We start from the raw sequence: 26,252 nt of genomic DNA, 5'->3' as shown, positions 1-26,252 counted from the left end.
AAGCGCCGGCGACGGAGAGGGTGTCAGCCATTGCCGCCCTCACGCAGGGCCGCGACCGTGCGGGCGAGAATACGCAGTTCGCTGCGCAGTTCCTGGACCGTTTCGGCGCGGCCGCGGGCATTTTCTTCGATCATGCGGACGAGGTTCTGATCGATATGCTTAAGGGCGCGGGTCGCTTCCTCGCCACCGGCGGATTTTGAGCCTTCCGCCACCTTGGTTAGCGCGTCGCGCAGGCCTTTCTGACCCTCGGCGAGACGCATCATCAGGTCGTGTTCGGTGCGCATCGTGTCGACCAGGACCGACAGCTTATCGTTCAACTGCGAGAAATCGTTCTGCGACGATAGCCGGTTTTCCTCGGCCCGCGCCATGGTCCGCTGCAGGCTTTCCAGACTGTCGGCGGTTTGTTCCAGCAGGGCCTGGATATAGGCCGGAACCGACTGGTCGCCGTCGCCGCCGATGGAGCCGCTGCCCAGCCGTGTCAGACCGGACAGCCATTCTTCCAACTCGTTATAGAACCGGTTCTGGGCCTGGCCGGCTTGCAGCGCCAGGAAACCGAGCATCAGCGACCCGGCAAGGCCGAACAGCGAGGACGAGAACGCCGTCCCCATGCCGCCCAGCGGGGTCTGCAGGCCCTGTTTCAGGTTCTCGAAAGCACCCGCGACATTGTCGGTGCCCAGGTCCAGGCCGGAGATCACACCGCCGACGCTGCGCACCGTCTCCAACAGTCCCCAGAAGGTACCGAGCAGGCCCAGGAAGACCAGCAAACCGACCATGTAGCGGCCGGTCTCGCGGCTTTCGTCCAGGCGCGTGGCGACACCGTCCAGAATGGTCTGCATCCCGCCGGCCGAAATGTGCAATTGCCCGCGTTCGCTGCGCTTCGACAGCATGGTCGCGGCCGACGCCATCAGGCGCGGCGCGCGTTCGCTGGTTTGATAGCCGCCTTCGTAGCTTAGCCGGAAGCGCTGAATCCAGCCCATCTCGGCATAGAGGCTGGCGACGGTACGGAATGCGTGGACGATCCCGATCAGCAGGACACCCAGAATGACACCGTTGATCACCGCATTGGCCAGGAAGGCGTGCTCAAGGGCCGGGTAAATCAGAAAACAGCCGATGACGACGAGTACCAGGAAGATGCCCATTCTCAACAGAAACGGCGTCGGTGTACTCATGGCCTTCGGTCTCGCTTTCGGCTCTATGCGTTATTCGGAAGTCTGGGCGGCGGGGGCGGATCAGTTCTCCGCGACGATCAGGTCGACCCGATTTGGAGCCCGGCCCTCGAATGGATCCTTGGTGCCGAGCGCCTGGACGGTCATGCGGCGGCTATCGATGCCCTGCTTCAGCAGGAACGTCCGGACGGCCAGAGCGCGGAACAGGGCCAGGCGGCGCGGCTTGCTCTGTGCTTCGCCGATCGGCTCCGAATAGCCCAGAAGCTTGACGGTAATCGCCTCATTGGCCTTCACCCGTTGGGCCAGTTCCGTCAGCGCGTCTTCTGCGGCCTTGGGCAGATCCTGGGAATCCTTGGTGAACAAGACGCTGATGCCGTCATTGTTGGTTTCGACACCGGCCCGGTCGACGGCGGTCAGATCGACGGATGCAACTTGCGGCGTCTCGGTGGCGCTCTCCGTTTCCGCCGGGGCGGCAGGAGCAGGGGCCGGTGGCGGCGTGGGCGCAGGGGCCGGTTCCGGTGCCGCTGTTGCGGTGGGCGGAGGCGGCGGCGGAGGCGTTATATCGCTGCCGCTCGGCGCCGGGGTCGGCGGTAAGGGGGGCGTCTCCGCTTGGGGTGCGGGCGCTGCCGGTGGTGGCGGGGGAGCAGGTGCGGCGGCCGGTGCCGGTTTCGGCGCAGGTGTCGGCGCGGGAATGCTCGCCGTATTGGTTTCGGTCGCCGGTGGCGGCGCAGGCGTCGGCTTGGGCAGCGGCGCCGGCTGCTCCGCCAGGGCCGGTTTCGGCGGCGGTGCGGTCGGCGCAGGCGCGGCGGGGGCAGGGGCGGCGGGCTTGGTACCGCCTGTGGATGGGTCGACCAGAAGCGTCGATTGCGGCGCCGCACTGGGAGGCGGGGCTACGTTCGCCGGTGCCGCGGCCTGCGGCGCGACAGGCTGCACCTGCGGTGCGGCGGGTCGGCTCGGAAGCGTCAGCGGCATCGGATTGCCCGGCGGCGGGCTCATGGCCGACGGGGCCTGACCGCCGCTGGTCAACCGATCGATCACGGAAAGATTCACGATGACCGATGCGTCCGGTTCCGCCTCACCCCGGAAATAGGCCTGCTGCGCCGTCGCGTTCAGGGTGGTCGCGCCCAGCAGAACGGCGGACAGGCCCAGCACGGCAGCGGCGCGCCGCATGCGAAGTTTGGAACGGTCGGGTATCAAATCGTGCATCACTTGGCTCGCGGTCGTTCGGTCACGCAGGCGCATGGTCGCGGAATCGCGGCGCCGGACGATGGCGAAGACCATACCGTGAGCCGGGCCGCCGGGACAACCGCCGAAACGCTCGGAATCGGCGGAACTCTTGGGATGCCGGGCGGGCCTGCAGAAAACCGGCGGTTACGAGGCGTCCGCGGGGGGCTTCGTTGCGTCCTTGATCAGCTTCACGACCGACTTGTGCAGCGAATCGTTCCCGACCACAAGATCAGAGCTCTGGAATGTATAGGCGCGGCCCTGCGCGTCGCTGACGAACCCGCCCGCCTCTTTAACGATCACGATACCGGCCGCCACATCCCAGGGCTTCAGGCCGCGTTCCCAGAAGCCGTCGAAACGGCCAGCCGCGACATAGCACAGATCCAGCGACGCGGTGCCCCAACGGCGTACGCCGGCGGTATTATGCATTGCGGCCTGCAGGCGGCGTTGGAAGGTGACATGCCCGTCGGTGTCGTGGCCGATATGCGGGATACCGGTGCCCAGGACAGCCTCGGTCAGGTTCTGGCGCGAGGATACGCGGATGCGACGGTCGTTGACATAGGCGCCCTTGCCGCGCTCGGCCCAGAACAGCTCATCCTTCACCGGGTCGTAGACGACGCCGGCAATCAGCTCGCCGCGTTCCTCATATCCGATCGAAATCGCCCAGTGGGGCAGGCCGTGCAGGAAGTTCGTCGTGCCGTCCAGCGGATCGATGATGAACCGCTTGTCGGGATCGTCGCCCTTCTTGCCGCCGGATTCCTCCGCCAGGATTCCCGCTTCGGGGCGGGCCTTCTCGATCTCTTCGATGATCGTACGCTCCGCCTTCTTGTCGGCGGTCGAGACGAAGTCGCCGGGACCCTTGCGCGACACCTGCAGGTGTTCGACTTCTCCGAAGTCGCGCACAAGGCCACGGCCCGCCTTCTGGGCGGCCTTCGTCATGACGTTCAGGACGGCGGAGCGGATCAGCATATCGGATCAGTCCTTCGCACGTTCGACGTAGGACCCGTCCGCCGTGTTCACCACGACGCGCGTACCGGTTTCGATATGCGGCGGCACCAGGGTGCTGACGCCGTTCGACAGCTTGGCCGGCTTGTAGGACGAGGACTGGGTCTGACCCTTGACGACCGGATCCGCCTCGATGATTTCCAGCGTGATCTTCTGCGGCAGCGTCGCCGAGATCGGCGAGCCTTCGTAGGTCTTGATCTGGACCGTCATGTTTTCCTGAAGGAACGGCACCTGGTCGCCCAGAACGTCGTATTCGACTTCGATCTGGTCATAGGTCTCGCCGTTCATGAAATGCAGCTTCTCGCCGTCATCATACAGGAAGGTGTAATCGGTTTCGTAAAGATCGGCACTTTCGACCGCTTCCTGGGTGCGGTAGCGCAGGCTGACCTTCGTGCCGGTGCGGGCGTCGCGCGCTTCGACCTGCGCGACGGACGCGCCCTTGCCGGGCTGGTTGATCTCGTTCTTAATCACGACTAATAGCTTGCCGTCCTGCAGGAAGGCGTTGCCCGGCCGAAGGTTGATCGCGTTGACTTTCATGATTGCACATCCTCTCTACCGGGGCCGGACGCCCCGTCTCGAATCGCGCGCCTGTCTATCACCGGCGGCGGCTATGGGCAACCTGAGAACAGGCGGCGTTCCGGGCGCCGCGACAGGATGACCATGCGCTGGTGGACTCCGGACGCGCTGGCGGCCCGTCGCCCCTATCTGCAAACCCGTATGAAGGCGAAACAGGCCATGGCCGATTGGTTCGCCGCGCAAGGGTTCGAAGAGGTCGAAACCCCGGCGTTGCAGACCTCTCCGGGTATGGAGCCGCATCTGGCCGCGTTCGAAACGCAAATTCTGCCGGCCGGTCACTACGGCGTGCCGGATACCGGGCGTCCGATGTATCTGCACACCAGCCCGGAATTTGCCATGAAGAAACTGCTGGCGGCCGGGATGGAACGGATCTGGCAGCTGTGTCCGGTCTACCGCAATGCCGAGGGATCCGCGACCCACAGCCCGGAATTCCGGATGCTGGAATGGTACCGGGCTGGGGCGGGCTATACCGCATTGATGGACGATTGCGAGGCGATGATCGCCGCGATCGCCGGCGCCTGCGGTACGGATACGCTGAGACGGGGCAGCCGCAGCGCCAGGGCAGAGGGACCGTTCCGCCGATTAAGAGTCGCCGATGCGTTTCTGGAATATTGCGGTCACGATCTGGTGGCGACGGTGGCGGAGAACCCGGCCGCGCCGCCCGCCGCGCCCTTGATCGACTGCGCCCGTCGGCTTGGCATCCGTACGGCGGAAGGGGACGGGTTCGACGATGTCTTCTTCCGGCTGATGGACGACCGGATCGAGCCCAATCTGGGCGATGGGGCGCCCTGTCTGTTGCACGACTATCCGGTCAGCATGGCGGCCCTGTCCCGCCCAAAGCCGGAGGATCCGAACTGGGCGGAACGGGTCGAGCTCTACGTCTGCGGTGTCGAATTGGCGAACGGCTTCGGAGAGTTGACCGACGCGGCGGAACAGAAACGCCGGTTTGAAGCGGACATGGCGACTAAGGAACGGCTCTATGGCCACCGCTATCCGATCGACGAGGATTTCATCGCTGCTGTGGCCGAAATGCCGCCCGCCGCCGGTATGGCGCTGGGGTTCGACCGTCTGGTCATGCTGTTAACCGGGGCCGCCCGGATCGAGGATGTCCTCTGGGCCCCGGTATGACCCGGATTATTGGTACCCGGCGGCTTCCAGCCGCTTCTGCAGCTTCGCGGCGACCCGCTGCTGAAAATTCTGTAGCCGCGGCGGCATACGGGCCTGTATCTCCCGCATGACTTCAGGCATCGATTTCAACGCCTTTTGTCCCAGTGGCGTTTCATAGAAGGCTACGAGCTGTTCCAACTCGTCCGTGGTATAGAGCTTCGCCATGATCGGCGTGGCATCGCTCAATGCCTGTTCGACCAGAAGGCGGCCTTCCTCCTCGACGACCTCGACGATGATGTCTATGGCGTCCTGTTTGATGCCGGGGGAGGTCCGCTTGACCCTGTTCACGACCTGCTCAGTCATGACCTCGACCATTTGGTCGACCGTCGCCTCAATATTCATCGAGGCCATCATGCGGTCGATCAGGGCCTGCTTTTCCGCCGGGACTTCTTGCGCCTGAACCGAAGAAAGAGAACCGCAGAGCGCCATTACGAAGACGATGGATGGGATCCAATGAGACACGGAACTCTCCGTCGGCAATGTCGGTAGGACGCGAGGCGCGACCATGCCGGAGTGGGAAGACAACCGCAAATGCCAAGTCGCAAACGCAGGACAAGCCCGCCGCGCTTGCCCGATTATGCATTCCCTGCCACTACTTGCCGCAGCGCGGAATACGGTTCGGGGGAGCCTTCGGCAAATGAAGAAGAGATACGATCTGATCGTCATCGGCAGCGGCCCAGCCGGCCGACGCGCGGCCATCCAGGCGGCCAAGTTCGGGGCAGATGCCCTGGTCGTGGAGCGCGGACGCCGGGTCGGCGGCGTATCGGTTCATACCGGAACGATCCCTTCCAAGACTTTGCGCGAAACCGTCCTGAACCTGTCCGGCTGGCGTGAGCGCGGTTTCTATGGCCGTGCCTATCGGGTGAAGGATGAGATCTCCGCCGCCGATTTGCGGCACCGGCTGTTGAAGACGCTGGATCACGAGGTAGAGGTGCTCGAGCACCAATTCGCTCGCAACAAGGTAACCACCGTCAAGGGCGAGGCCTGTTTCGTCGATCCGCACAAGGTCGAAATCCATTGCGAAGGCGGCGAGGTCCTGATCGTCGAAGGGGCGAAGTTCCTGTTGGCGGTAGGCACGAGACCGTTCCGGCCCGATACCATCCCGTTCGACGGCGTGTCCGTCCTGGACAGCGACGAGATACTGGAAATCGGTCATGTGCCGCGCAGCCTGACCGTCATCGGCGCGGGCGTCATCGGGGTCGAATACGCGACCATCTTCTCAGCGCTGGACGTACCGGTCACCCTGATCGAGGGCCGCGACGGCATGCTGGACTTCGTCGATCGCGAACTGATCGAGGATTTTACCCATCAATTGCGGGATCGCGGCGTCGTGTTGCGCCTTGGGTGTGAGATTGAACGCATTGAAAAATCAGGCGGATCGGTTGTCGCCCATATGCGCGGTGGCCGGATCGCAAAGTCGGATATGCTGCTGTTCGCGGCCGGACGCGAAGGGGCGACGGATACGCTCAACTTGGAAGCGGCGGGGCTGACGGCGGATAAGCGCAAGCGGTTGACGGTCGATGCCGCGACTTTCCAGACCGAGGTGCCGCATATCTACGCCGCCGGGGACGTTATCGGTTTTCCCAGCCTGGCCTCGACATCCATGGAACAGGGCCGCATCGCGGCCTGTCACGCGCTGGGCAAGCCGGCGCAGAACCCCCCGGATTATTTTCCATACGGCATCTACTCCGTGCCCGAAATCTCCACCGTCGGCATGACGGAGGAGGAAGTCCTGGAACGGGGCATCTCCTATGAATGCGGTATCGCCCGGTTCCGGGAGACGTCGCGCGGCCATATCATGGGCCTCGACGCCGGGATGATGAAGATGATCTTCTCCATCAAGACGCACCGGCTTCTGGGCGTCCATATCGTCGGCGAGGGCGCGACGGAGCTGATCCATATCGGCCAGGCGGTTCTGAACCTGAAGGGCACGCTCGAATATTTCGTCGAGAATACCTTCAACTATCCGACACTGGCGGAGGCTTACAAGATCGCTGCCCTGGACGCGTGGAACCGCATGCCGCAACGGCCCTCGGCCCAGGCGGAATAGGTCAGTCGGACTAAGTCAGGCGGACTTGGTATAGCCCTAGCGCAGCGGCGCCTTGCTTTGCTCCAGTTCCCCGCCATGCAGCGGGGCCACTCTCAGCATGCGCTCACCCTGTTCCATAGCGGCAAAGGAATCCGGGAACAGGCTGGCCTGGTAAGTCACGCCGATCAGCCCTTTGACGCCGGTCTTACCGTCCTTTAGCGGCAGCAAAAGCCGCTCGCCATAGCCGGGCTTGTCCCGTTCGGAGTAAAGAACACCGGACAGGAGAACGACCGCCGGGCGGGTCGGGCAAAGGTCGAAATAGGCCTGCACCCGCTTGATCGTTTCGGCGGGCGTGATGTCGTCCAGATATTTCCCGATGATGCCATAATCGTACCGGCTGTTGATACGTTCGCCCGCCAGCCGGTATCTCAGCCTTCCGCTATCCGTTTCCCGGTCCATGATGAAGACATAGGGAAGGGAACCGATCATGCGGGTCGGGTCGATGGATCGACGATCGGGTACACCGCCCTCGGCCGTTTCCGCCAGGGCCCGCCAATGGGCCAGCACGGACATGGTCTCAGGAAACTTCAGGAAGGCGCTCAGGGTGTCCAGGGCGTTGGTGCCGTGGGGCTGGCCTTCTGGGTGGTTCATTTCGCTGCTTCTATCCTTGATAAAGCATCGTGAAACGCCCCGACCGCCGCGGCGGGGCCGTCGGGATGATCCCACACCGACGATACCGCACAAATGAATTCACAGCGCGTTTCCACGACAGGGTAGATATTGTCCGGCGTCAGGCCACCCACCGCGACGCAGGGCACTTCCATCATTTCCGCCCACCATTCCAGCGTGTCGAGCGCATTCGGGTCGGCGGGCAGGCCCTTGGTCGCGGTATCGAAGACCGGACCAAAGGATACGTAATCGGCACCCGCTTCGCCGGCTTCCATGCTGGCATGGCGAGAGGTACCGCAACTGACACCGACGATCGCCTCGTCGCCCAGCATTTTCTTGGCTGCGCGAATGGCGGCAGGGTCGGCGCCGTCCAGATGAACGCCGTCGCATTCCATGAAGGCTGCCAGTTTGACATGCCCGTTCAGCAGGAAGGCGGTGTTCGCGTTCTGCACGACCTTGTAGACGGCCTTCACGGCCCGTCGAACCTCGTTGTCGTCGGCATCCGGCATCCAGAGCTGGACGCAGGCGACGGGACCGCCATCCAGGGCGGCGGCCACAGAATCGGCAAAGCCCGCCGGCTCGAAGCGCGGCGGGCTTACCAGATACAATTGCGGGACGACGCGGTCGGTCATGCTTTCCCTTGGTAGATCTTGATGATCTGGTCGAGCATGGCCAGCGCTTCGTCGCGCGGGCGCTGGAACGTGTTGCGGCCGATGATCGACCCGTTCGCGCCGCCGTCGCGCAGACCGCGGATTTCCTCGTACAGACCGTCCAGCCCCTTCGCCGCGCCGCCGGAGAAGACGACGATGCGCTTACCGTTGAAGGCCGACTGCATGACATGCTCGACGCGCTTCGGCAGCGTGGAGATATCGATCTTCTGCGCCTCGTAGACCTTCTTCGCATCCGGCTGTTCCAGATGGGCCGTCGGCGGCTTCACCTTGATGATATGGGCGCCGAGCTGGGCCGCCAGATGGGCGGCATAGGCGCAGAGATCCATCGCCGTCTCGCCGTCCTTCGTCAGGTCGCCGCCGCGCGGATAGGACCAGATCACGACGGCCAGGCCGACGGATTTGGCTTCTTCCGCCATTTCGCGGATTTCTTCGATCAGCTCGTTGGCATAGTCGGAACCGGGATAGATCGTAAACCCGATGGCGGCGCAGCCCAGCTTCAAGGCGTCGTCGACGGAACCGGTGATCGCCTGGTCCTTGGTCACCGCCCAGCTGTTGGAGCTGTTGACCTTCAGGATGGTCGGGATCTGACCGGCGAAGGTGTCGGCGCCCAGCTCAAGCTGACCCAGCGGCGCGGCATAGGCGTTCAGGCCGGCATCGATCGCGAGCTGATAGTGGTAATGCGGGTCATAGGCAGCCGGATTCGGTGCGAAGGAACGGGCGGGGCCGTGCTCGAAACCCTGGTCGACGGGCAGGATCACCATCTTGCCGGTGCCGGCCAGTTTGCCCTGCATCAGGATCGAGGCGATATTGCGCTTCGTCCCGGGATTGTCGCTTTCATAGTGCGACAGGATTTTTTTGACTTTTTGCGTGAGTTTCATCTTCCGGACCCCTTAATCTTGTTCTGAATGGTGCGCGGGGAAACCGGCGGGAACCGGTGGCGCGCGAACCGAAAACCGTCCGGCAGAGGGATTACACGCCCCCTGGGGCATTTGCAACGATTCGGCGCTGCCGCCGGGCCGTTATCATGACGTTGCCCCGCCGATACCATCGATTGGCCGATTTGTGTCACGGGCAGGCGCCTCAATCGTATCCGTGCCCGGTCACATGGGTGCTCAATCTGTCCAAGGCCGCGCCAAGGTAAGGCTCGTAACGCTGCCATCGTCCGATCGCGCGCCGGTTCAGCGATTGGGACACGGCCATGTAGGACGGCGTGGAGATATACTTGCCCGCCAACCGGTCGCGGTAGCGGGTCAGATCGTCGGTCCATTCCAGGCCCAGGAAGTCGATGACCCGGCGCAGCGTGCCTTCGAAATCGTCGATCAGGTCCTCGTAACGGTATTCCGCGACGGCCAGGGGGAGGGCTTGCTTCTGATTCCGGTAGAGATCGAAGACGTCGGCATATAGCGCCGCCGCGTCTTGCGGCGTCAGCAGGCAAGCCATCGCCTCGTTCAGCCGGAAAGGCTGCATGAAGGCGCTGAGGACGCAGTCCCTCGGATCCCGGATCGCAACGAGGATTCGGGCCTCCGGGAACAGCAGGGCGATGGTGCTCAATTCGACGAGGTTGAGCGGCAGCTTGTCGATGACGGTCCGCCCGGCGCAGTCGCCGAGCTGGGTTGAGACAAGTTTGGCGAACGCGGCACGCAGTGCATCCCGCCGGTCGGTGGAAAGCCCCTTTAGGAGATCGAAAGGAAGTTTTTGGGCCCCGGGGTTGCCGTCATTTTCGTACAGGCGGTGCAGGGGACTGTCCTCGCCCGTCGTCAGCGTCGCCGGATGGGCCGCGAGGATCTGTTCCATCAAGGTCGTCCCCGAACGCGGAAATCCGCAAAAGAAGACCAGGTCGAAGGGCAGGGGCGGGGGCGGGGATTGTACCAATCGCACCGCGTGCTCGGATACGCTGGGCAAAGTGTCCCGATAGACCGCGATCCGGTCCCGATAGGACTGTGCCAGCCGGTCCGCGTCCGACCGGCCCGCGCGGGCCATGTCGTTCGCATCGGAAAAGGCCCGGAAGGCATCCTCGTAACGGCCCTGCCGGTCCAGGAGCAGCCCCCGGATATAGGTTGCCTGCCGACGCGCCGGAGCCGGGGCTCGTTCGTTCAGGCTTTCCAATGCCGCCAGGCCGACCTCCGCCTGGCCGCGCCGCAGCGCAATCCGTGCCCGGACTAGTAGTGCCTGCGGATCCTGTGCCGATCCGGCCGGCAGACGGTCCAGCGTCGCGCCGGCTTCATCCACCCGGCCGACGGTTTCGTAGAGGGAGGCGAGTGCCATGAGCGCGTCGGGCAGAGGCGGGGCATCTTGCAACGCAGCCTCCAGCACGGCGATCGCAGCCGCCGGATCTTCTGCCTCGCGCAGCACGGCGGCCAGATTGACGGCTGCGTCCATCCGCATCGGGTCCCGCGACAGCACGGCGCGGTAGTCCGCCTCGGCCTCATTGCGGCGGCGGAGGCGCTGACGGGCGACCGCGCGGTTATAGAGCGCATCGGTCAGGCCGGGTTCGGCGGAAAGGGCGGCGTCGAATGCCGCTTCCGCCCCGGAAACATCCCCCGCCGAAATCCGCGCATTGCCAAGGTTGTTCTGAATCGTGGCATCGCCGGGCGCCAGTCTCGCGGCTTTCTCCAGAAGATTGACGGCCCCGGCCATGTCGCCGGTTTGCAGCGCGATGACGCCGAGACCGGCCGTGGCCAGCGCATGGGCGGGGTCGAGCGTCAGGGCGTGGCGATAGGCTTCGGCGGCGCGATCCAATAGGCCCTGCCGATGGGCCGCGCGCCCCGATTCGACGATGGAATCCGCCTCTGACATTGACGGCACCCCTTTCCGGACTGTGTCGACCGGGATTCTGACTACATGGTTCGTCGCTTAACGGCCAGTCCCAGCATAGTTTGTCTCAGCATAGCTTGGTCTCAGGGACAGAAATACGAGGCGGCGCGCCGCGACCGTCTCCGCTATATCTCGAAGATATCGGGAAGCGAGGATCGAATGACTAGAACAGCGAAAGTGCGGGCGGTTGGTATCAACCATGTCGCCATCGAAGTCGGGGATATCGATGCGGCCCTGGCTTTCTATGGTCAGTTCTTCGAGATCACGCTGCGAGGCAAGAGCGAAACCGACGCCTTTATCGATCTGGGCGACCAGTTCATCGCCCTGTCCAAGGCCGACCCGACCGATCCGCAGAGTGGCCGTCATTTCGGACTGGTCGTCGATGACAAAGAACGGTTCCGCACCCTGCTGGCGGAAGCCGGCGTTTCGGTCGAAGACCGGCGGTTCCTGGATTTCCGGGACCCTTGGGGGAATATGGTCGAGATCGTCGCCTACGAGAATGTCCAATTCAGCAAGGCACCGAACGTCCTGCGCGGAATGGGGATGAGCGACCTGAAGAAGAACGACAAGGCGGTCGGTGAATTGCGCTCGAAAGGCATGCCGCCGGATTGAGCCGGCGATTTCCGACCGTCGGGACTCGCGATCAGGAGATGATGTTGACGGTCGCCTGACCGACCTTCGCCGCCCCGCCGGTCACCGAGTTCAGAATATCCAGGCGGCGGACGGTGGCGAAATTGGTTTCGCGCACGATGACTCGGTCGCCTTGAATCTCCAGATGGAAAGGCTTCTTCGCCTGGATCAGCGCGGCGGCCTCCCGTTCCCAATTGGCCTTGAAAATCCGGTTGTCCTCGGAGGTCGCCTTCAGAAATTCCGGGATGATGTGGAAATCGCTGTTTCCAGCCTGCTGAAACAGCGGCCGGACGGCGGACACGCCGCGCCGGTCGCGGTTGCGGCGGACCACAATCTCGTTGTTGGTGTCCACATCCAGGAAATAATCGTCTTTTTCCAGCTTGTTGCCCAAGGCCTCGTAGTGCCAGCTCTTGGTGGCGCTGGTGGTGCCGTTCAGGATGTTGGTCAGTTCGCGGCCTGCCGCCTGGAGCTTCAGGCGTTTGGCAGGGTCTTCGACATAGTCGAAGTTCGATTCGAGCTGATTGATCGCGCGCAGATTGCCGTCCGGGCTGAGACCCACAAGAACGGGCCGCCCCAGCTTCTTGACCGTTTGAAAATCGCGTTCCCACTGCGCCTCGGCCGGGGCATGAAGCTCCAGTTGATCGATCCGGGCGACCGCGCCGGTCAATGTCGAGCGCAGATTGGCCTTGGTCACGACAGTGTCGACTGCGCTGCGAACCTCGTCGAGACGGTTGAGCGCGGCGCGCATCGCCTCGCGCTGACCGGGATTGACGAACGACAGGTCGTCCACCGTCTGCGACTGAATTTCGATCTGGCCGGCACTATCGACGGAATAGGTGAAGGGCTGACCGGTGATCGCGGAGAAACCGGCAACCTTTTCCCAAACTTCCCGGGGTTCGACCAGGCCTTCCACAATGCCTTGAATGCGCAGTTGGACGGCCGCCATGATCTGCTGCTTGCCGGCATCCGCCTTTGCGGCGTCGAGCGTGCGCTGAATATTGGCGACGGCGCTGGTGCCGGATCCCAGAGTCTGGCCCCGCGTACCCGCGCTCAAAATGCTGGAAACACCGCTGGTCCCAGAGGACCCGGTGATGGCATTGATCAGGGGCGTGAACAGCGACATGGCGCTGGCCTTTCCACTTCTGTCGGCTCTGTCGGACCGCCTTCTGACGACCCGGACCTATACGCTCTAGCAATCTTTATACCATTAAGTGGCAGGAGAGTCATCGGGATTCAAGCTACCGGTGTCAGGCGGCCGTCGTCCAGCGGCGCCGCAGCGCTGCGGCCGGGCGCCCGTCAATCGCCGCAAGGCCGAACCCGATCGCCGCCATCCCCAAAACATGCTTCACTTCCAACACCTCGCCCAGGAAGACGACGCCCAGCAGGATCGCACTGACCGGCACCAGAAAGGTGACCAGAGAGATACTGGTGGCGCCGGCCGAAGACAGGATCCGGAAATAAAGCAGGTAGGCGATGGCGGTGCACAGGATGCCGACCCCCAGCAGCGCCCCGATGGCGGCCAGGCTGGGCATGGGCAGGGTCCAGGGCTGGTCGATCAGCAGCACCAGCGGCAGCATCAGAAGGCTGGACGCGGTGACCTGACCGGTCGAAGTCGCCAGAGGCGTCAGACCGAGGCGGCGGAAGCGGCGCCCGAAAATCCCGGCGCAGGCATAGGATACGGCGGCCCCGACGCAAGCGAGCTGCGCCAGGACATCGTCCGCCAAACCGACCAAGGCGTCCGCGCCGATCATCACCGCAACCCCGGACAGGGCGACGACGACGCCCAGAACCCGACCGGCATTCAGTTTTTCGTCGCTGGTTGCGATATGGGCGACCAGAACGGTGAACAGGGGCGTCATCGCGTTCAATATCGACGCCAGCCCGGAGGTGATGTGGGTCTGCCCCCAGACCAGGAGACTGAACGGAACCGCGTTGTTCAGCAGGCCCATGCCGAAGAAGGCCAACCAGACGGCGGCGGTCAAGGGCAGGCGCTGTCCGCGCGCGATCAAGACCAGATGCAGGATCGCCGCGGCCAGCACGACGCGGGCCACGACGACCGTGAAGGTCGGCAACTCGCGCACCGCGATCTCGTTGAAGAAGAACGACCCGCCCCAGATCAGGGACAGGGTCAGCAGCATCAGCCATTCCCCGGGCGTCATCGCCCGGGCGGTTCCGGTTGTCTGGGTCATGTGGTTCTCTCGTTAGGGGCAGGCGACCTTAGCCGTGCCGCCGAGACCGCGACACCCGAAACTTGCGACAGGCATCCGGTGAGATGCGCCAAACGAAACGGGCCCCCGGCTGCTGCCGGAGGCCCGCTTGTAATCCGATGCGGATCGACCTTAGCCGAGCTTGCCCATCGCGATGGCCGTGTCGGACATGCGGTTGGAGAAGCCCCACTCGTTGTCGTACCAGCTCAGCACACGGACCAGCGTGCCGTCGACGACCTGGGTCTGGGTCAGATCGAAGGTCGAGCTGGCCGGGTTGTGGTTGAAGTCGATCGAGACCAGCGGCTCTTCATTCGTCGCCAGCACGCCTTTCAGCGGGCCTTCGGCGGCGGCCTTGATCGCGTTGTTCACTTCCTCGACCGTCGTCGCCTTGGCGGCGTCGAACTTCAGGTCGATCAGCGAGACGTTGGCGGTCGGGACACGGATGGCCGTGCCGTCCAGCTTGCCCGCCAGTTCCGGCAGCACCAGGCCGACGGCCTTCGCGGCGCCGGTGGAGGTCGGGATCATCGACATGCTGGCGGCTCGGGCACGGCGCAGATCGCTGTGCAGCGTGTCGACCGTGCGCTGGTCGCCGGTGAAGGCGTGGATCGTCGACATGAAGCCGCGCTGGATCCCGACGGCCTTGTGCAGGACGGCGGCGACCGGCGCCAGGCAGTTCGTGGTGCAGGACGCGTTCGACACGACCGTGTGGTCAGCCGTCAGCGTATCGTCATTGACGCCATAGACGATGGTCGCATCCGCGCCGGAGCACGGGGCCGACACCAGGACGCGCTTGGCGCCGGCGTCGATATGGGCCGCGGCCTTGTCCTTGGACGCGAAGATGCCGGTGCATTCCAGGGCGATGTCGATGCCCAGTTCCTTCCACGGCAGTTCCGCCGGATTGCGCACGGCGGTCACTTTGATCTTGCCCGCGCCCAGATCCATCCAGTCGTCGCCGGTCGAGACATCGCCCGGGAAGCGTCCGTGGACGGTGTCGTATTTCAGCAGATGGGCGTTGGCTTCAACCGAACCCAGATCGTTGATCGCGACGAATTCGATGTCCTTGCGGCCGGCTTCCATCGCCGCGCGCAGAACCAACCGGCCGATCCGACCGAAACCGTTAATCGCAACCCGAACCGCCATGGCGATACTCCTTCCTTCCAGTGTTACTGGTCTTTGTTGTCACAGCCGCTTTTTGGCTGCATCCACCACCGCAGACGCGGTTATCCCGAAATGCTTGTACAGTGCTTCATACGGACCCGACGCGCCGAAGCTGTTCATCCCAATGAACAGACCGTCCTGCCCCAGCAAAGGTTCCCAACCCTGTTGGATCGCGGCCTCGATCCCGATGCGCAGGCCGCCCTTGCCCAACACGCTTTCGCGGTAGGCGTCATCCTGTTTCGCGAACAGCTCGAAACACGGGACGGAGACGACGGCCGTGCCGATGCCGTCCGCTTCCAGCGCGGCGCGCGCCTCGGCGGCGATTTCGACTTCGGACCCGGTCGCCAGCAGCGTGACCTGGCGCGGTCCGGCGGCTGCTTCCAGCATGACGTAACCGCCGCGGGCGCACAGGTTCTCGTCCTGTGGGATAGTGCGGATCGTCGGCAGGCCTTGGCGGGTCAGCGCCAGGACCGACGGCGTACCCTCGGTGCTGAGCGCCAGGGCCCAGCATTCGGCGGTCTCGACCGCGTCGCAGGGGCGGAAGACATTCAAATTCGGAATGGCGCGCAGGGCTGCCAGATGCTCCACCGGCTGGTGTGTCGGCCCGTCTTCGCCCAGTCCGATCGAATCGTGGGTCATGACATAGACAACCCGCTGCCCCATCAGGGCGGACAGGCGGATCGACGGGCGGCAGTAATCCGTGAAGACCAGGAAGGTGCCGCCATAGGGAATGATCCCGCCATGCAGCGCCATGCCGTTCATCGCCGCCGCCATGCCGTGCTCGCGAACGCCGTAATAGACATAGCGGCCGGAGAAATCGTCGGCGGAGATCGGCGCGGTGGCCGGGGTCTTGGTGTTGTTCGACCCGGTCAGATCGGCGGACCCGCCGATCATTTCCGGAATCGCCTCGGTCAGGACTTCCAACGCCTTCTGAGAGGCGGCGCGGGTTGCCAGTTTCGGCGCGTCTTCCGACAGCTTCTTCTTGTACTTGGTCAGCGCGATTTCCCAACCTTCCGGCAGCTTGCCGGCAAGGGCGCGGGTGAATTGCGCATGCTTTTCCGCATCGGCGTCGGCCAGACGGATTTCCCAGGATTCGCGGGCTTTGGCGCCCTGGGCCCCGGCGGCGCGCCAGGCGTCCAGAACGTCGGCCGGAATGTCATAGGGCGCGTCACTCCAGCCCAGCGCCTTGCGGGCGCCGTCGATTTCTTCGGAACCCAGCGGCGCACCGTGGCTGCCGGCGGTCCCAGCCTTCTTGGGCGCGCCATAGCCGATCGTCGTCTTGCAGGCGATCATCGACGGTTTCTTGGTGCGCTTGGCAGCCTTGATGGCTTTTTCGATGGCATCCGGATCGTGGCCGTCGACGCTGCGCACATCCCAGCCCGAGGCCTTGAAGCGGGCAGCCTGATCGTCCGACACCGACAGCGAGGTCGGACCGTCGATGGAAATGCCGTTATCGTCGAACAGGACAATCAGCTTCGACAGTTTCAGATGGCCTGCCATCGAGATCGCCTCGTGGCTGATCCCTTCCATCAGGCAGCCGTCACCGGCGATGACATAGGTATAGTGATCGACCAGGTCGTCGCCGAAGCGCGCGGCCAGCAGCCGTTCCGCCAGCGCCATGCCGACGGCGTTGGCCAGACCCTGGCCCAGCGGCCCGGTCGTGGTCTCGATACCGGACGCGTGGCCGAACTCCGGATGGCCGGCCGTCTTGGAACCGATCTGACGGAAATTCTTCAGATCGTCCAGCGACATGTCCTTGTACCCGGTCAGATACAGCAGCGAATATTGCAGCATCGATCCGTGTCCGGCGGACAGAACGAAACGGTCGCGATCCGGCCAGTTCGGCGCGGCGGCGTCATACTTCAGGAATTTCGTAAACAGGACCGTGGCGACGTCGGCCATGCCCATCGGCATGCCGGGATGGCCGGATTTGGCGCGTTCCACACTGTCCATGGACAGGGCGCGGATGGCGTTCGCCATGTGTTTCAGGGCGGCTTGGTCGGTTTGCGCTGCGGGCATATCTGTCGCTTGTCCTGGTAGGGGGTCGAAAGCGGCGGCAACATGCCCAGACCGACCCATCCGGTCAACCGATTCGTCGCGGAAATCTGCCTATTTGTCCGGACGCATGGCCGCGCGCGGATCGGTTGACGCTGCGCGGCGGCTTGGCCTAGTTTCGAAGCGATGGAAATTCGACAAGGTTTGCGCCGATGACTGACCCCGCCTTGCCCGCCGAGCTGGAGGCCGCCCTGACGCGCCTGCGGGACGCCGTCGACGCCCGCGTTCAGGCGGCCCAGGACGCGGCTGAAGCGGCGGCGCAAGCCCCGCAGCCCGCTGTTGCGGAAGACGAAAGCGCGGCTGAACTGACGGCGCTGCGAGAAGAAGTCGCCACCCTGAAGGCCGAAAACGCGTCCCTCAAGTCCGCGCTCGGCGAGGCCGAAACGCGGCGCGGGCAGGCCCTGCGCAAGGTCGACGCCGCGACCGCGCGGGTGGATGATCTGCTCTCGGCGCTCGAAACCGGTCCGGCTGCGGAGTAGGAAACGATGGCTCAGGTATCCATCTCAATCAACGGGCGGCCCTATACCGTCGCCTGCGAAGACGGCCAGGAACCGCGCCTGCGTGAATTGGCGGCGGCGCTGGACGAGGAAGTCAGCGGCCTGGCCTCTGCAATCGGCCAAGTCGGGGACACGCGCCTGCTGGTCATCGCCGGTCTTTCGCTGGTCGACCGGATGGCCGATCTGGCTGCCGAACTGGACGGGCAGAGCGCGCCGGCACCTGCTGCCGCCCCGGCCGCCGCCCCTGCCGATGATGGTCGCGCGGAAGCCGCAGAAGCCCGCGCCGAAGCGGCCGAGCGCCGTGTCGCGGAGCTGGAAGCGCAGCTTGCCGCGGCGACGGATCGCATCTCCTCTATTGCTGCATCGCTGGAAGATGCCTAATTAAGGGCACGGGCGCGTGCTGCGCCGTGCGTGAAGCCAAACTTGTCCCGGGGGCTATACTCTCCTCTTGGGAGCTGTCTCTGCCGGGACCCAGGTCCTGGTACCGCGGCGCCCACCTACTATTGTAGGCTCCAGAGGATAAGAGAAGAGGCCACGGCGGATGTGGCCGCGCCCGCCCGAACCATCCGAAGACCCAAGCCGTCCGAGGCCCCGTGGTCGGCATAGACAATGGCGGAGCCATGACCGAGACGGCGAAGAACGATTCCAGCGACCTGGCCCAGATCAAGGTCGCGGCGCGCAAGGCCGCGTCCGCCGCACGCAAGGCGGCGAAACAGGCAGCGGGCGACAAGGCCTCGCAGAGCGTTGCCGATGCTTTCGTCCGTGCGCTGAAGCCGGCATCGGGTGCCATCGTATCCGGCTTTCTGCCCATCGGCAGCGAGATCGATGTCCTGTCGCTTTTGGAAGCCGCGCGCGGCGCCGGCTGTAAGATTTGCCTGCCCTGTGTCATCGCCCCGGCCCAGCCGCTGGTATTCCGCCTGTGGTCGCCTGGCGATCCCCTGGTGACGGAAGCCTTCGGCACCAAGGCCCCGGCGGACAGCGCCCCGGCGGTCGCGCCGGACATTCTGATCGTCCCGATGCTGGCCTTTGACCGGGCCGGATACCGGTTGGGCTATGGCGGGGGATTCTATGACCGCAGTCTCGAAGCCCTGCGCCGGACCAAGTCCGTCACGGCGGTCGGCGTCGCTTTTGCGGGTCAGGAAGTGGACATTGTCCCGCGCGGCGTTTACGACCAGCCGCTGGATTGGATCGTGACGGAGGCGGGGGCCTTCCGTCCGGCCGGAGAGGAATGAAGTCGTGAAAGTCATGTTTCTGGGCGATATCGTCGGCCGGTCCGGCCGCGAGGCAGTAATCGAGGAAGTGCCGCGGCTGCGCGCGCAACTCGGTTTGGACTTCATCGTCGCGAATGGCGAGAACGCGACCCACGGCTTCGGGATTTCCCCGAAGAATTGCGAGGAGTTGTTCGAGGCCGGCGTCGATGTCATCACAGGCGGTAACCATTCCTGGGACCGCGCGGAAATTCTGCCGTTCATCGATGAGGAGCCGCGCCTGCTGCGCCCGGCCAACTTTCCCAAGGGCACGCCGGGACGTGGGGTCGGCCTGTTCGAAACCCGCGACGGCGCGCGGGTCTTGGTCATCAATGTCATGTGCCGGCTGTTCATGGAACTGCTGGACAATCCGTTCGACGTGCTGGAAAGCGCGCTGCCGGTCGCCACTCCGTCCGAAAGCGGCTTCGATTTCGTGCTGGTCGACATGCATGGCGAGGCGACGTCGGAGAAGTACGGCATCGGCCATTATTGCGATGGCCGCGCGAGCCTGGTTGTCGGCACCCATACCCATGTGCCGACGGCAGATGCGCACGTCCTGGAGAACGGCACCGGCTATCAGACCGATGCCGGGATGTGCGGCGATTATGACAGCGTGATCGGCATGCAAAAGGAAGCGTCGCTAGGCCGGTTCCTGAACCAATTGCCGAAGCCGCGCATGCAGCCTGCGGAAGGCGACGCGACCGTCTGCGGTACGGTGGTGGAAACCGATCCGAAGACCGGACTCGCGGCCAAGATCCTGCCGATCCGGGTTGGCGGGCGGCTGTCCCGAGCTTGGCCTGTCTAACCTAGCCTGGCCGGATTAACCTTCGGCGCGCTTTTCGTGATAGCGGGCGACGGCGCGGTCCAAGCCGTCCTGAATTTTTGCCCCGATCGGACCTCCGTCCCCGGCGATCTTGTTCTGCAATACCGCCCGCAATGCCTTTACATGGGCCTGCAGGATTTCGATCGCGCCTTGGTCGATCTCGTCAAGACTGTTGACGAATTTGCAGAAGGACCCGGCCACGCCGGTAACGACCGGATAGCCGAAACTGCCGCCCTGGCCGCGCATGTCATGGGCCAGCTTATAGACATCCTTGATCATGGCCGGATCGGCATCTCCTGACGCCAATTCCGCCAGCATGGCGTCCAGCTTGTCGACATCCTTGCTTGCCCAGTTCGGGAAGTCCTGGGTCATCTTGTCGATCGTCGCATTCGCCTTCGCCAGCATTTCCGGCGTGGGGCCGCCCCGGCTGTGGACGCCCATCGGGCGAAGGTCTCTCATGACAGCATCTCGCATCGGTTCCGTGCCTTGCTTGGTCGTATCGTCTTTTGCCATGCCGGATAACTCGCGTTCATATTGCCGTCGGGCACCGACAATCGAATCCGGGCCGGCAAATGGGCCGGTTTGGCGGGCTTCGCGCGCAAACGAAAAATAGAGACGGCGCAACCCAACCGGATGGATCGTCAATCTGCCGCAAGAAAATTTATTAAGTGTTAATTCGGGCGAATTCAGCCCTTGCTTGCGGCATATTTCGCAACGGCCTTGTTCAAACCGTCCAGAATCTTTGCACCGATCGGGCCGCCGTCCCCGGCGATCCGATTCTGCAGCACGGCCCGCATCGCCTTCACATGGGCTTGCAGGATATCGACCGCCTTGCCGTCGATCGCGTCCAAGGAATTGACGAAATTACAGAAGGACCCGGCCACGCCGGTGATCATCGGATATCCGAAACTGCCACCCTGGCCACGCATGTCGTGGGACAGCTTGTATGCCTCCTTCAGGCGCTCCTGATCCCGCGTCTGATCGTCGGCCTCTGACTGGATCAGTTCGCCGAGACGGTCCACTTCGTTGATGGCCCAGGATGGATAATCCTCTGTCATCTTTTTGATGGCGGCATCGGCTTTCGCCAACATTTCCGGTGTCGGACCGCCGCTGCCGGTGACTTTCTTCCGGACCGTGTTCGGCGGCGAGAAGATTTGTGCGCCGGTTCCGTCTGCGGTCTTTCCATTACCGTCGTTCATCGCGTCCTGACATCCGACAATCTAAAAGGGCACAACTGTCTAATCTGATTCTACCTTGATTGTCGTCAGGTTCAATCCTTGCGCCTGTCAGGATCATCGAGATCCTCCGTGCGGCGCCGACGATCCGGGCCCGAAAAGGATTGCGACTGCACGAACTGCCGCGGGTTTTCGATCACACTTCTGAGCCGTGCGTACAAGCCATTGGCGGTCACAGGCTTTGCCAGAAACTCGGTGACGCCAGCATCCCGAGCTTCGACGATGCGATGGCGTTCCGTGTGTCCAGTCAACATGATAATCGGCACGAACCGATTGGGACTGTCATCGGCGGTTCGGATCAGACGGGTAAAGTCCAGACCGTCCAATGGCTCCATCATCCAATCCGCGAAGACGATGTCGGCAGGCCAATGATGCAGTTCGGCGATGGCTTCCGACCCGTCGGGACACTCATGAATGTTTTTGACGCCAAATCCCAGAAGAATGCTGCGAATGAGGATCCGCATATGGGGATTGTCGTCAACGATCATGACATTCAAGAGACTGAAATCTAAGGCCATTGGTAGACCATGCTGTTGACGGCGCAGGGCCCGGCAGCGGGCTTTCGCGAACGTCCCGGCCGGTCGAGAATTTGCATTGTAAACGATTTCATTGTTCGAGGGATCGTATTGCGATGCAACATCGTTTCTCCTATCCGGCCATTGCAAAACCGCCGGCAAGAGCATAATCACTGCTCCGCCGATTGCCGGAGGGATCGAACTTCGCGGATAGGATCGATCCCGACCGGCCGTTCGAACAGATTTAATCTGTGCGAGATATCGGCAAAAGACAATCAACCTTCCGGCCGACCATGTCAGATCGGGGCCGGACATCCGTATGGTGAGACCATGGCCGGCCATTCGAAATTCAAGAACATCATGCATCGCAAGGGCGCGCAGGACAAAAAGCGCGCGCAGCTCTTCGCGAAACTGGGGAAGGAGATCATGGTCGCCGCCAAGATGGGTGGCGGCGATCCCGATTCCAATTCGCGCCTGCGCCTGGCGATCCAGACCGCGCGCGCCCAGTCGATGCCCAAGGACAATATCGAACGTGCGATCCAGAAAGGCGCCGGCGGCGGCGACGGCACGGATTACGAGGAAATCCGCTATGAAGGCTATGGCCCGGCGGGCGTCGCCATTATCGTCGACGTCCTGACCGACAATAGAAACCGTTCGGCTGCGGACATTCGCTCCATCTTCAACAAGGGCGGCGGCAATATGGGGGAAACCGGCTCCGTTTCCTTCATGTTCGACCGGGTCGGACAGGTCGTCTTGAAAGGCGATGCGGCGGATGCCGAAACAGTCTTCGAGGCCGCTTTGGAAGCGGGAGCCGAAGACGTCGTCAGCAGCGAAGACGCGCATGAAATCATCTGCGCGGCTGAGGATTTGAGTGAGGTTTCCCAGGCCTTGGAAGAACGCTTCGGCGAGCCCGACGAATCGAAGCTAGTGTGGAAACCGCAGAATCTGACACCTGTCGATGGCGACGCGGCAGAATCGCTGCTACGTCTGCTCGACAATCTGGACGACAATGACGACGTTCAGAATGTATACGCGAACTACGACATCTCCGATGAGGTGATGGAAAAGATCGCGAACGGCTAGGCCGAGGCGCAATTTGCCCCGGCCTGCGGCCGCATGGTTTGGGGAGTTTGGTAAGAGCGATGCGCATTCTCGGTCTCGATCCGGGTCTCCGGCATACCGGCTGGGGCGTCGTGGATAGCCGCGACGGCCATCTGCGGTTTGTCGCCTGCGGGACGGTGCATCCGCCCAGTGATGGGGCTATGGCAGACCGCCTTAAGGCGCTTCATGACGGCGTAAGTGCGGTCATTCGCGACTGGCAGCCGGATGAGGCGGGGGTCGAGGAAACCTTCCTGAACAAGAATCCGGGCACGACCTTGAAGCTGGGGCATGCGCGCGGTGTGGTCCTGTTGGTGCCCGCGCTCTTCGGTCTGCCTGTCTCGGAATACGCCGCGAAATCGGTGAAGCAGGCGGTCGTCGGGACGGGCGGCGCGACCAAGGATCAGATCGGCATCATGGTCCGCACCCTGCTGCCCGGCTGCAATCCCGACAGCGAGGACGCGGCGGATGCCCTCGCCGTCGCGATCTGTCACGGACATCACGCCGACACCGACCGGCGCTGGGCCGCCGGCATCGGCGCGCGGTGAGGGGGCTCGGATGTTCGCGCGGCTGAAAGGCATCCTGGACGAGGTCGACGACGATACGGTGATCGTCGATGTCGGCGGCGTCGGCTATCTGGTTCATTGCTCTTCACGGACCCTGGGCAAACTGCCGGGACGGGGCGAGGCGGTTCGATTGGAAATCGAAACCCATGTCCGCGAGGATCACATCAATCTCTATGGCTTCCTGGACCGGGGCGACCGCGACTGGTTCCGCCTATTGCTGACCGTCCAGGGGGTCGGCGCCCGGGTCGCCCTGGCCATCCTGTCCGTGCTGACGCCAGAGGCGCTGGTGCAGGCGGTGGCAGCCCAGGACAAGGCCGCTGTGGCGCGCGCCAACGGCGTCGGTCCGAAACTGGCGCAAAGGGTTGTCGCGGAACTGAAGGACAAGGTCGGTGGCATGGCGCTGGGTCCGGTCGCGGCCAAAGGCACCAAAGAGGGCGATGCCGCACCGGCGGCCGATGCCGGGGCTGCGGAGGACGCGGTTTCCGCCCTGATCAATCTCGGCTATGGCCGCAGCGAGGCCTTCACGGCGGTCGCCAAGGCATCCCGCGACGGCGGCGGCGACGTCTCCGCCCTGATCCGGGGCGCGCTCAAGGAACTTAGCCGATGAGCGATATGGACGGCCGCATGGTCAGCCCGCAGGCGGCCGAGGAAGATCAGCGCGACAGTACCGTGCGGCCGCTGACCCTCGCGGAGTTCGTGGGGCAAGGCGCGGTCAAGGAGAACCTGAAGATCTTCGTCGACGCGGCGCGTGGACGCGGCGAGGCGATGGACCATGTGCTGTTCTATGGGCCGCCCGGTCTGGGCAAGACCACCCTGGCCCAGATCGTCAGCCGCGAGTTGGGTGTCGGTTTCCGCGCGACCTCCGGCCCGGTTATCGCCAAGGCGGGCGATCTGGCGGCGCTGTTGACCAATCTTCAGCCGCGCGACGTATTGTTCATCGACGAGATCCATCGTCTGTCCCCGGCGGTCGAAGAAATTCTCTATCCGGCGATGGAGGATTTTCAGCTCGACCTGATCATCGGGGAGGGGCCGGCGGCGCGGTCCGTGCGCATCGATCTGCCGCCTTTCACCCTGGTCGCGGCGACGACCCGCGCCGGTCTGATCACCACGCCGTTGCGCGAACGCTTCGGCATCCCGCTGCATATGAATTTCTATACCGAGGACGAGTTGACCGAAATCGTCCGGCGCGCCGCGCGGGTCCTGTCCATGGACATGACCGGGGACGGCGCGCGTGAGGTCGCCCGCCGCAGTCGGGGCACGCCGCGCGTCGCCAACCGCCTGCTGCGCCGGGTCCGCGACTTCGCCGCCGTGGCGGGGGAGGGGGCGATCGATGCCGGTGCCGCCGATCGGGCGCTGCTGCGCCTGGATGTGGATTCCCGGGGCTTGGACGCAATGGATCGGCGCTACCTTAACAACATCGCGGAGAATTACGGCGGCGGACCGGTCGGGGCAGAGACCCTTGCCGCCGCGCTGGGGAATGAGCGCGATGTGTTGGAAGAGGTCGTGGAGCCCTTTCTGATTCAACAGGGCCTGGTCCAGCGTACGCCGCGCGGCCGGATGCTGACGCGGCAAGGCTGGTCCTATATCGGTCTCGACATGCCCGCTACGACGGCGGCGCAGTTGGATCTGTTGCAGAAGGCCGCCCCGGCGGACGGGACCGGCAATGGCAAGTAAGGGCGCGGCGCACAGCACGGATATCCGCGTATATTACGAGGACACGGATTCCGGCGGCATCGTCTATTACGCCAACTACCTGAAATTTGCAGAGCGCGGACGGACCGAATTCCTGCGTGATCTGGGGCACGATCATCGGGCCATGGCACAGGATCACGGGCTTGGTTTCGTTGTCCGGCGCTGCCTTGTGGACTATCTCAAACCGGCGAGGTTGGACGACCTTTTGACGGTCGAAACGCGGCTGACCCGAGTGCATGGGGCGAAGTTCGAGATGGCCCAATATGTCCTTAGAAATGACACGATCTTGTGCGAATTGGCCGTCACGTTGGGAGTGGTAGACGCCTCGGGACGCCCGTCGCGTCTGCCGCCGCATGTGCGCCAGGCTCTGGTCGGTGTCTGTGGCGTCCAAGAAGAAGGAAAAGGGTAGACCATGGAAGAGCAAACGGGCGGCGCGGCCCCCTCCGGTATCCTCGATACGGTAATCGCCGGTCAGTTGCCGGTCGGCGGACACGAATTGTCGATCTTCTCGCTGTTCCTTCAGGCGGATGTGGTCGTCAAGATCGTGATGATCATTTTGATCCTCGCCTCGATCTGGACCTGGGCGATCATCTTCGAGAAATCCCTGCGGTTCCGCCGCATGGCGCGCCTGGCCAACAAGTTCGAAGACGCTTTCTGGTCGGGCGGTTCGCTGGAGGAACTGTACGGGCGGATCGGGCAATATCCCGCCGATCCGATGTCGTCGGTCTTCTCCTCCGCCATGCGCGAGTGGGAACGGTCGGCCGGCCGGGTATCCTCCGGCTCCGCAGTCGGTCTGCAGCAGCGGATCGAACGGGTGATGCAACTGACCATGAACCGCGAGATAGACAAGCTGGAACGGTATCTGCCCTTCCTGGCGTCGGTCGGATCGGCGGCGCCCTTCGTCGGACTGTTCGGCACGGTTTGGGGGATCATGAATTCCTTCTCCTCCATCGCCGCCACCAACCAGACCAGCCTGGCCGTCGTCGCGCCGGGGATCGCGGAAGCCCTGTTCGCCACGGCGCTGGGGCTGGTCGCGGCCATTCCCGCGACACTGGCTTTCAACAAGCTGTCCTCCGATCTGGGCCGTTATGCCGGGCGGCTGGAAAGCTTCTCGGGTGAGTTCGGCGCGATTATCTCGCGTCAGCTCGACGATCGGGGCTGAACGCGATGGGCGCTCATTTGGATCATAGCGGCATCCGCCCCGGGCT

At 63.8% G+C, this 26,252-nt stretch carries 29 protein-coding genes and 1 other RNA gene; 14 read left to right on the top strand and 16 right to left on the bottom strand.

The features are described from left to right. Window positions 1–23: 23 nt before the first annotated feature. From ACO06O_RS00195 to efp, 4 genes are all read right to left on the bottom strand, one after another. On the bottom strand, window positions 24–1,169 hold the full coding sequence (locus tag ACO06O_RS00195) for a flagellar motor protein MotA (RefSeq protein ID WP_421875061.1): 1,146 nt from the start codon (window positions 1,167–1,169) through the stop codon (window positions 24–26). Window positions 1,170–1,229: 60 nt separating this feature from the next. After that, a complete protein-coding gene (locus tag ACO06O_RS00190) occupies window positions 1,230–2,372 on the bottom strand; it encodes an OmpA family protein (RefSeq protein ID WP_421875059.1) in 1,143 nt (380 codons plus the stop codon). A gap of 165 nt (window positions 2,373–2,537) precedes the next feature. Further along, window positions 2,538–3,359 (bottom strand): inositol monophosphatase family protein, encoded by an 822-nt coding sequence (locus tag ACO06O_RS00185; protein ID WP_421875057.1) that lies wholly within the window; start codon window positions 3,357–3,359, stop codon window positions 2,538–2,540. Window positions 3,360–3,365: 6 nt separating this feature from the next. After that, window positions 3,366–3,932 (bottom strand): elongation factor P, encoded by a 567-nt coding sequence (gene efp, locus ACO06O_RS00180; protein WP_420416125.1) that lies wholly within the window; start codon window positions 3,930–3,932, stop codon window positions 3,366–3,368. A gap of 123 nt (window positions 3,933–4,055) precedes the next feature. On the opposite strand from efp, the gene epmA reads away from it, so the two are divergent. Continuing rightward, window positions 4,056–5,099 (top strand): EF-P lysine aminoacylase EpmA, encoded by a 1,044-nt coding sequence (gene epmA / locus ACO06O_RS00175; protein WP_421875055.1) that lies wholly within the window; start codon window positions 4,056–4,058, stop codon window positions 5,097–5,099. 6 nt (window positions 5,100–5,105) lie between these two features. Here the strand turns inward: epmA and ACO06O_RS00170 are convergent, their stop codons facing one another. Beyond that, complete coding sequence (locus ACO06O_RS00170) at window positions 5,106–5,600, bottom strand: DUF2059 domain-containing protein (RefSeq protein WP_421875053.1); 495 nt, start codon at window positions 5,598–5,600, stop codon at window positions 5,106–5,108. Window positions 5,601–5,775: 175 nt separating this feature from the next. Here ACO06O_RS00170 and sthA point away from each other — a divergent pair, with 175 nt between their 5' ends. Then, window positions 5,776–7,188 (top strand): Si-specific NAD(P)(+) transhydrogenase, encoded by a 1,413-nt coding sequence (gene sthA, locus ACO06O_RS00165; RefSeq protein ID WP_421875051.1) that lies wholly within the window; start codon window positions 5,776–5,778, stop codon window positions 7,186–7,188. A gap of 36 nt (window positions 7,189–7,224) precedes the next feature. Here the strand turns inward: sthA and ACO06O_RS00160 are convergent, their stop codons facing one another. The 4 genes from ACO06O_RS00160 to ACO06O_RS00145 all read right to left on the bottom strand — a co-directional run bounded on the left by ACO06O_RS00160 (window position 7,225) and on the right by ACO06O_RS00145 (window position 11,303). Beyond that, window positions 7,225–7,818, bottom strand: a complete 594-nt coding sequence (locus tag ACO06O_RS00160; RefSeq protein WP_421875049.1) for a PAS domain-containing protein — start codon at window positions 7,816–7,818, stop codon at window positions 7,225–7,227. After that, entirely contained in the window at window positions 7,815–8,468 is a 654-nt protein-coding gene (locus ACO06O_RS00155) for a thiamine phosphate synthase (RefSeq protein WP_421875047.1), read from the bottom strand. The genes ACO06O_RS00160 and ACO06O_RS00155 overlap by 4 nt, the downstream gene beginning before the upstream one ends. Continuing rightward, window positions 8,465–9,385, bottom strand: a complete 921-nt coding sequence (locus ACO06O_RS00150) for a class I fructose-bisphosphate aldolase (RefSeq protein WP_421875045.1) — start codon at window positions 9,383–9,385, stop codon at window positions 8,465–8,467. The genes ACO06O_RS00155 and ACO06O_RS00150 overlap by 4 nt, the downstream gene beginning before the upstream one ends. A gap of 202 nt (window positions 9,386–9,587) precedes the next feature. Continuing rightward, window positions 9,588–11,303, bottom strand: coding sequence for a tetratricopeptide repeat-containing sulfotransferase family protein (locus ACO06O_RS00145; RefSeq protein ID WP_421875043.1), 1,716 nt, complete (start codon window positions 11,301–11,303; stop codon window positions 9,588–9,590). Between the two features lie 177 nt (window positions 11,304–11,480). Here ACO06O_RS00145 and ACO06O_RS00140 point away from each other — a divergent pair, with 177 nt between their 5' ends. Further along, entirely contained in the window at window positions 11,481–11,933 is a 453-nt protein-coding gene (locus ACO06O_RS00140) for a VOC family protein (RefSeq protein WP_421875041.1), read from the top strand. Between the two features lie 31 nt (window positions 11,934–11,964). Here ACO06O_RS00140 and ACO06O_RS00135 read toward each other — a convergent pair whose 3' ends face one another. The 4 genes from ACO06O_RS00135 to tkt all read right to left on the bottom strand — a co-directional run bounded on the left by ACO06O_RS00135 (window position 11,965) and on the right by tkt (window position 17,335). Then, window positions 11,965–13,005, bottom strand: coding sequence for a hypothetical protein (locus ACO06O_RS00135; protein WP_421875039.1), 1,041 nt, complete (start codon window positions 13,003–13,005; stop codon window positions 11,965–11,967). A gap of 193 nt (window positions 13,006–13,198) precedes the next feature. After that, complete coding sequence (locus ACO06O_RS00130) at window positions 13,199–14,140, bottom strand: DMT family transporter (protein ID WP_421875037.1); 942 nt, start codon at window positions 14,138–14,140, stop codon at window positions 13,199–13,201. 150 nt (window positions 14,141–14,290) lie between these two features. Next, complete coding sequence (gene gap, locus ACO06O_RS00125) at window positions 14,291–15,298, bottom strand: type I glyceraldehyde-3-phosphate dehydrogenase (protein WP_421875035.1); 1,008 nt, start codon at window positions 15,296–15,298, stop codon at window positions 14,291–14,293. A 39-nt stretch (window positions 15,299–15,337) separates the two neighbouring features. Beyond that, window positions 15,338–17,335: a transketolase gene (tkt, locus tag ACO06O_RS00120; RefSeq protein WP_421875033.1), complete on the bottom strand. Its 1,998-nt coding sequence runs from the start codon at window positions 17,333–17,335 to the stop codon at window positions 15,338–15,340. Window positions 17,336–17,523: 188 nt separating this feature from the next. On the opposite strand from tkt, the gene ACO06O_RS00115 reads away from it, so the two are divergent. The 5 genes from ACO06O_RS00115 (at window position 17,524) to ACO06O_RS00095 (ending at window position 19,920) form a co-directional block, all read left to right on the top strand. Continuing rightward, window positions 17,524–17,850, top strand: a complete 327-nt coding sequence (locus ACO06O_RS00115; protein ID WP_421875031.1) for a hypothetical protein — start codon at window positions 17,524–17,526, stop codon at window positions 17,848–17,850. 6 nt (window positions 17,851–17,856) lie between these two features. Next, a complete protein-coding gene (locus ACO06O_RS00110; RefSeq protein ID WP_421875029.1) occupies window positions 17,857–18,249 on the top strand; it encodes a cell division protein ZapA in 393 nt (130 codons plus the stop codon). Between the two features lie 13 nt (window positions 18,250–18,262). Then, a non-coding RNA gene (gene ssrS, locus ACO06O_RS00105) (6S RNA) lies at window positions 18,263–18,421 on the top strand. Between the two features lie 67 nt (window positions 18,422–18,488). Beyond that, window positions 18,489–19,100, top strand: a complete 612-nt coding sequence (locus tag ACO06O_RS00100) for a 5-formyltetrahydrofolate cyclo-ligase (protein ID WP_421875027.1) — start codon at window positions 18,489–18,491, stop codon at window positions 19,098–19,100. A 4-nt stretch (window positions 19,101–19,104) separates the two neighbouring features. After that, complete coding sequence (locus ACO06O_RS00095; RefSeq protein ID WP_421875025.1) at window positions 19,105–19,920, top strand: TIGR00282 family metallophosphoesterase; 816 nt, start codon at window positions 19,105–19,107, stop codon at window positions 19,918–19,920. 15 nt (window positions 19,921–19,935) lie between these two features. Here the strand turns inward: ACO06O_RS00095 and ACO06O_RS00090 are convergent, their stop codons facing one another. From ACO06O_RS00090 to ACO06O_RS00080, 3 genes are all read right to left on the bottom strand, one after another. Then, entirely contained in the window at window positions 19,936–20,397 is a 462-nt protein-coding gene (locus ACO06O_RS00090) for a hypothetical protein (protein ID WP_421875023.1), read from the bottom strand. A gap of 227 nt (window positions 20,398–20,624) precedes the next feature. Next, entirely contained in the window at window positions 20,625–21,137 is a 513-nt protein-coding gene (locus ACO06O_RS00085; RefSeq protein WP_421875021.1) for a hypothetical protein, read from the bottom strand. Window positions 21,138–21,208: 71 nt separating this feature from the next. Beyond that, a complete protein-coding gene (locus ACO06O_RS00080; protein ID WP_421875019.1) occupies window positions 21,209–21,856 on the bottom strand; it encodes a response regulator in 648 nt (215 codons plus the stop codon). A gap of 162 nt (window positions 21,857–22,018) precedes the next feature. Between ACO06O_RS00080 and ACO06O_RS00075 the strand changes: the two genes are divergently transcribed. From ACO06O_RS00075 to tolQ, 6 genes are read left to right on the top strand one after another with little or no spacing between them, the layout of a single operon-like run. Next, complete coding sequence (locus ACO06O_RS00075; RefSeq protein ID WP_421875017.1) at window positions 22,019–22,771, top strand: YebC/PmpR family DNA-binding transcriptional regulator; 753 nt, start codon at window positions 22,019–22,021, stop codon at window positions 22,769–22,771. A 59-nt stretch (window positions 22,772–22,830) separates the two neighbouring features. Next, entirely contained in the window at window positions 22,831–23,334 is a 504-nt protein-coding gene (gene ruvC, locus ACO06O_RS00070) for a crossover junction endodeoxyribonuclease RuvC (protein ID WP_421875015.1), read from the top strand. Between the two features lie 10 nt (window positions 23,335–23,344). Beyond that, the gene (gene ruvA, locus ACO06O_RS00065; RefSeq protein WP_421875013.1) at window positions 23,345–23,959 is read left to right on the top strand and encodes a Holliday junction branch migration protein RuvA; all 615 of its coding nucleotides are present in this window, start codon (window positions 23,345–23,347) and stop codon (window positions 23,957–23,959) included. Window positions 23,960–23,964: 5 nt separating this feature from the next. After that, a complete protein-coding gene (gene ruvB, locus ACO06O_RS00060) occupies window positions 23,965–25,026 on the top strand; it encodes a Holliday junction branch migration DNA helicase RuvB (RefSeq protein ID WP_421876419.1) in 1,062 nt (353 codons plus the stop codon). Continuing rightward, window positions 25,016–25,453: a tol-pal system-associated acyl-CoA thioesterase gene (gene ybgC, locus ACO06O_RS00055; protein WP_421875011.1), complete on the top strand. Its 438-nt coding sequence runs from the start codon at window positions 25,016–25,018 to the stop codon at window positions 25,451–25,453. The genes ruvB and ybgC overlap by 11 nt, the downstream gene beginning before the upstream one ends. Window positions 25,454–25,456: 3 nt before the next feature. After that, window positions 25,457–26,206: a protein TolQ gene (tolQ, locus tag ACO06O_RS00050; protein WP_421875009.1), complete on the top strand. Its 750-nt coding sequence runs from the start codon at window positions 25,457–25,459 to the stop codon at window positions 26,204–26,206. Window positions 26,207–26,252: the final 46 nt, after the last annotated feature.

This window comes from Pacificispira sp., assembly GCF_965228185.1.
Lineage (GTDB): Bacteria > Pseudomonadota > Alphaproteobacteria > UBA8366 > Aestuariispiraceae > Pacificispira.
Note: the sequence above shows the minus strand (reverse complement) of the source record. Positions and strands in the feature narration are given on the sequence as shown.

Excerpts from the sequence above, each read along its gene's own strand:
- gap (WP_421875035.1), bottom strand. The coding sequence starts at position 15,298 with ATGGCGGTTCGGGTTGCGATTAACGGTTTCGGTCGGATCGGCCGGTTG.
- efp (WP_420416125.1), bottom strand. The coding sequence starts at position 3,932 with ATGAAAGTCAACGCGATCAACCTTCGGCCGGGCAACGCCTTCCTGCAG.
- ybgC (WP_421875011.1), top strand. The coding sequence starts at position 25,016 with ATGGCAAGTAAGGGCGCGGCGCACAGCACGGATATCCGCGTATATTAC.
- ACO06O_RS00185 (WP_421875057.1), bottom strand. The coding sequence starts at position 3,359 with ATGCTGATCCGCTCCGCCGTCCTGAACGTCATGACGAAGGCCGCCCAG.
- ACO06O_RS00190 (WP_421875059.1), bottom strand. The coding sequence starts at position 2,372 with ATGCACGATTTGATACCCGACCGTTCCAAACTTCGCATGCGGCGCGCC.
- ACO06O_RS00110 (WP_421875029.1), top strand. The coding sequence starts at position 17,857 with ATGGCTCAGGTATCCATCTCAATCAACGGGCGGCCCTATACCGTCGCC.
- tkt (WP_421875033.1), bottom strand. The coding sequence starts at position 17,335 with ATGCCCGCAGCGCAAACCGACCAAGCCGCCCTGAAACACATGGCGAAC.
- ACO06O_RS00130 (WP_421875037.1), bottom strand. The coding sequence starts at position 14,140 with ATGACCCAGACAACCGGAACCGCCCGGGCGATGACGCCCGGGGAATGG.
- ACO06O_RS00155 (WP_421875047.1), bottom strand. The coding sequence starts at position 8,468 with ATGACCGACCGCGTCGTCCCGCAATTGTATCTGGTAAGCCCGCCGCGC.
- sthA (WP_421875051.1), top strand. The coding sequence starts at position 5,776 with ATGAAGAAGAGATACGATCTGATCGTCATCGGCAGCGGCCCAGCCGGC.
- ACO06O_RS00085 (WP_421875021.1), bottom strand. The coding sequence starts at position 21,137 with ATGAACGACGGTAATGGAAAGACCGCAGACGGAACCGGCGCACAAATC.
- ACO06O_RS00150 (WP_421875045.1), bottom strand. The coding sequence starts at position 9,385 with ATGAAACTCACGCAAAAAGTCAAAAAAATCCTGTCGCACTATGAAAGC.
- ACO06O_RS00145 (WP_421875043.1), bottom strand. The coding sequence starts at position 11,303 with ATGTCAGAGGCGGATTCCATCGTCGAATCGGGGCGCGCGGCCCATCGG.
- ACO06O_RS00090 (WP_421875023.1), bottom strand. The coding sequence starts at position 20,397 with ATGAGAGACCTTCGCCCGATGGGCGTCCACAGCCGGGGCGGCCCCACG.
- ruvC (WP_421875015.1), top strand. The coding sequence starts at position 22,831 with ATGCGCATTCTCGGTCTCGATCCGGGTCTCCGGCATACCGGCTGGGGC.
- ACO06O_RS00115 (WP_421875031.1), top strand. The coding sequence starts at position 17,524 with ATGACTGACCCCGCCTTGCCCGCCGAGCTGGAGGCCGCCCTGACGCGC.
- ACO06O_RS00080 (WP_421875019.1), bottom strand. The coding sequence starts at position 21,856 with ATGCTCTTGCCGGCGGTTTTGCAATGGCCGGATAGGAGAAACGATGTT.
- ACO06O_RS00100 (WP_421875027.1), top strand. The coding sequence starts at position 18,489 with ATGACCGAGACGGCGAAGAACGATTCCAGCGACCTGGCCCAGATCAAG.
- ACO06O_RS00075 (WP_421875017.1), top strand. The coding sequence starts at position 22,019 with ATGGCCGGCCATTCGAAATTCAAGAACATCATGCATCGCAAGGGCGCG.
- ACO06O_RS00195 (WP_421875061.1), bottom strand. The coding sequence starts at position 1,169 with ATGAGTACACCGACGCCGTTTCTGTTGAGAATGGGCATCTTCCTGGTA.
- epmA (WP_421875055.1), top strand. The coding sequence starts at position 4,056 with ATGCGCTGGTGGACTCCGGACGCGCTGGCGGCCCGTCGCCCCTATCTG.
- tolQ (WP_421875009.1), top strand. The coding sequence starts at position 25,457 with ATGGAAGAGCAAACGGGCGGCGCGGCCCCCTCCGGTATCCTCGATACG.
- ACO06O_RS00140 (WP_421875041.1), top strand. The coding sequence starts at position 11,481 with ATGACTAGAACAGCGAAAGTGCGGGCGGTTGGTATCAACCATGTCGCC.
- ruvA (WP_421875013.1), top strand. The coding sequence starts at position 23,345 with ATGTTCGCGCGGCTGAAAGGCATCCTGGACGAGGTCGACGACGATACG.
- ruvB (WP_421876419.1), top strand. The coding sequence starts at position 23,965 with ATGGACGGCCGCATGGTCAGCCCGCAGGCGGCCGAGGAAGATCAGCGC.
- ACO06O_RS00160 (WP_421875049.1), bottom strand. The coding sequence starts at position 7,818 with ATGAACCACCCAGAAGGCCAGCCCCACGGCACCAACGCCCTGGACACC.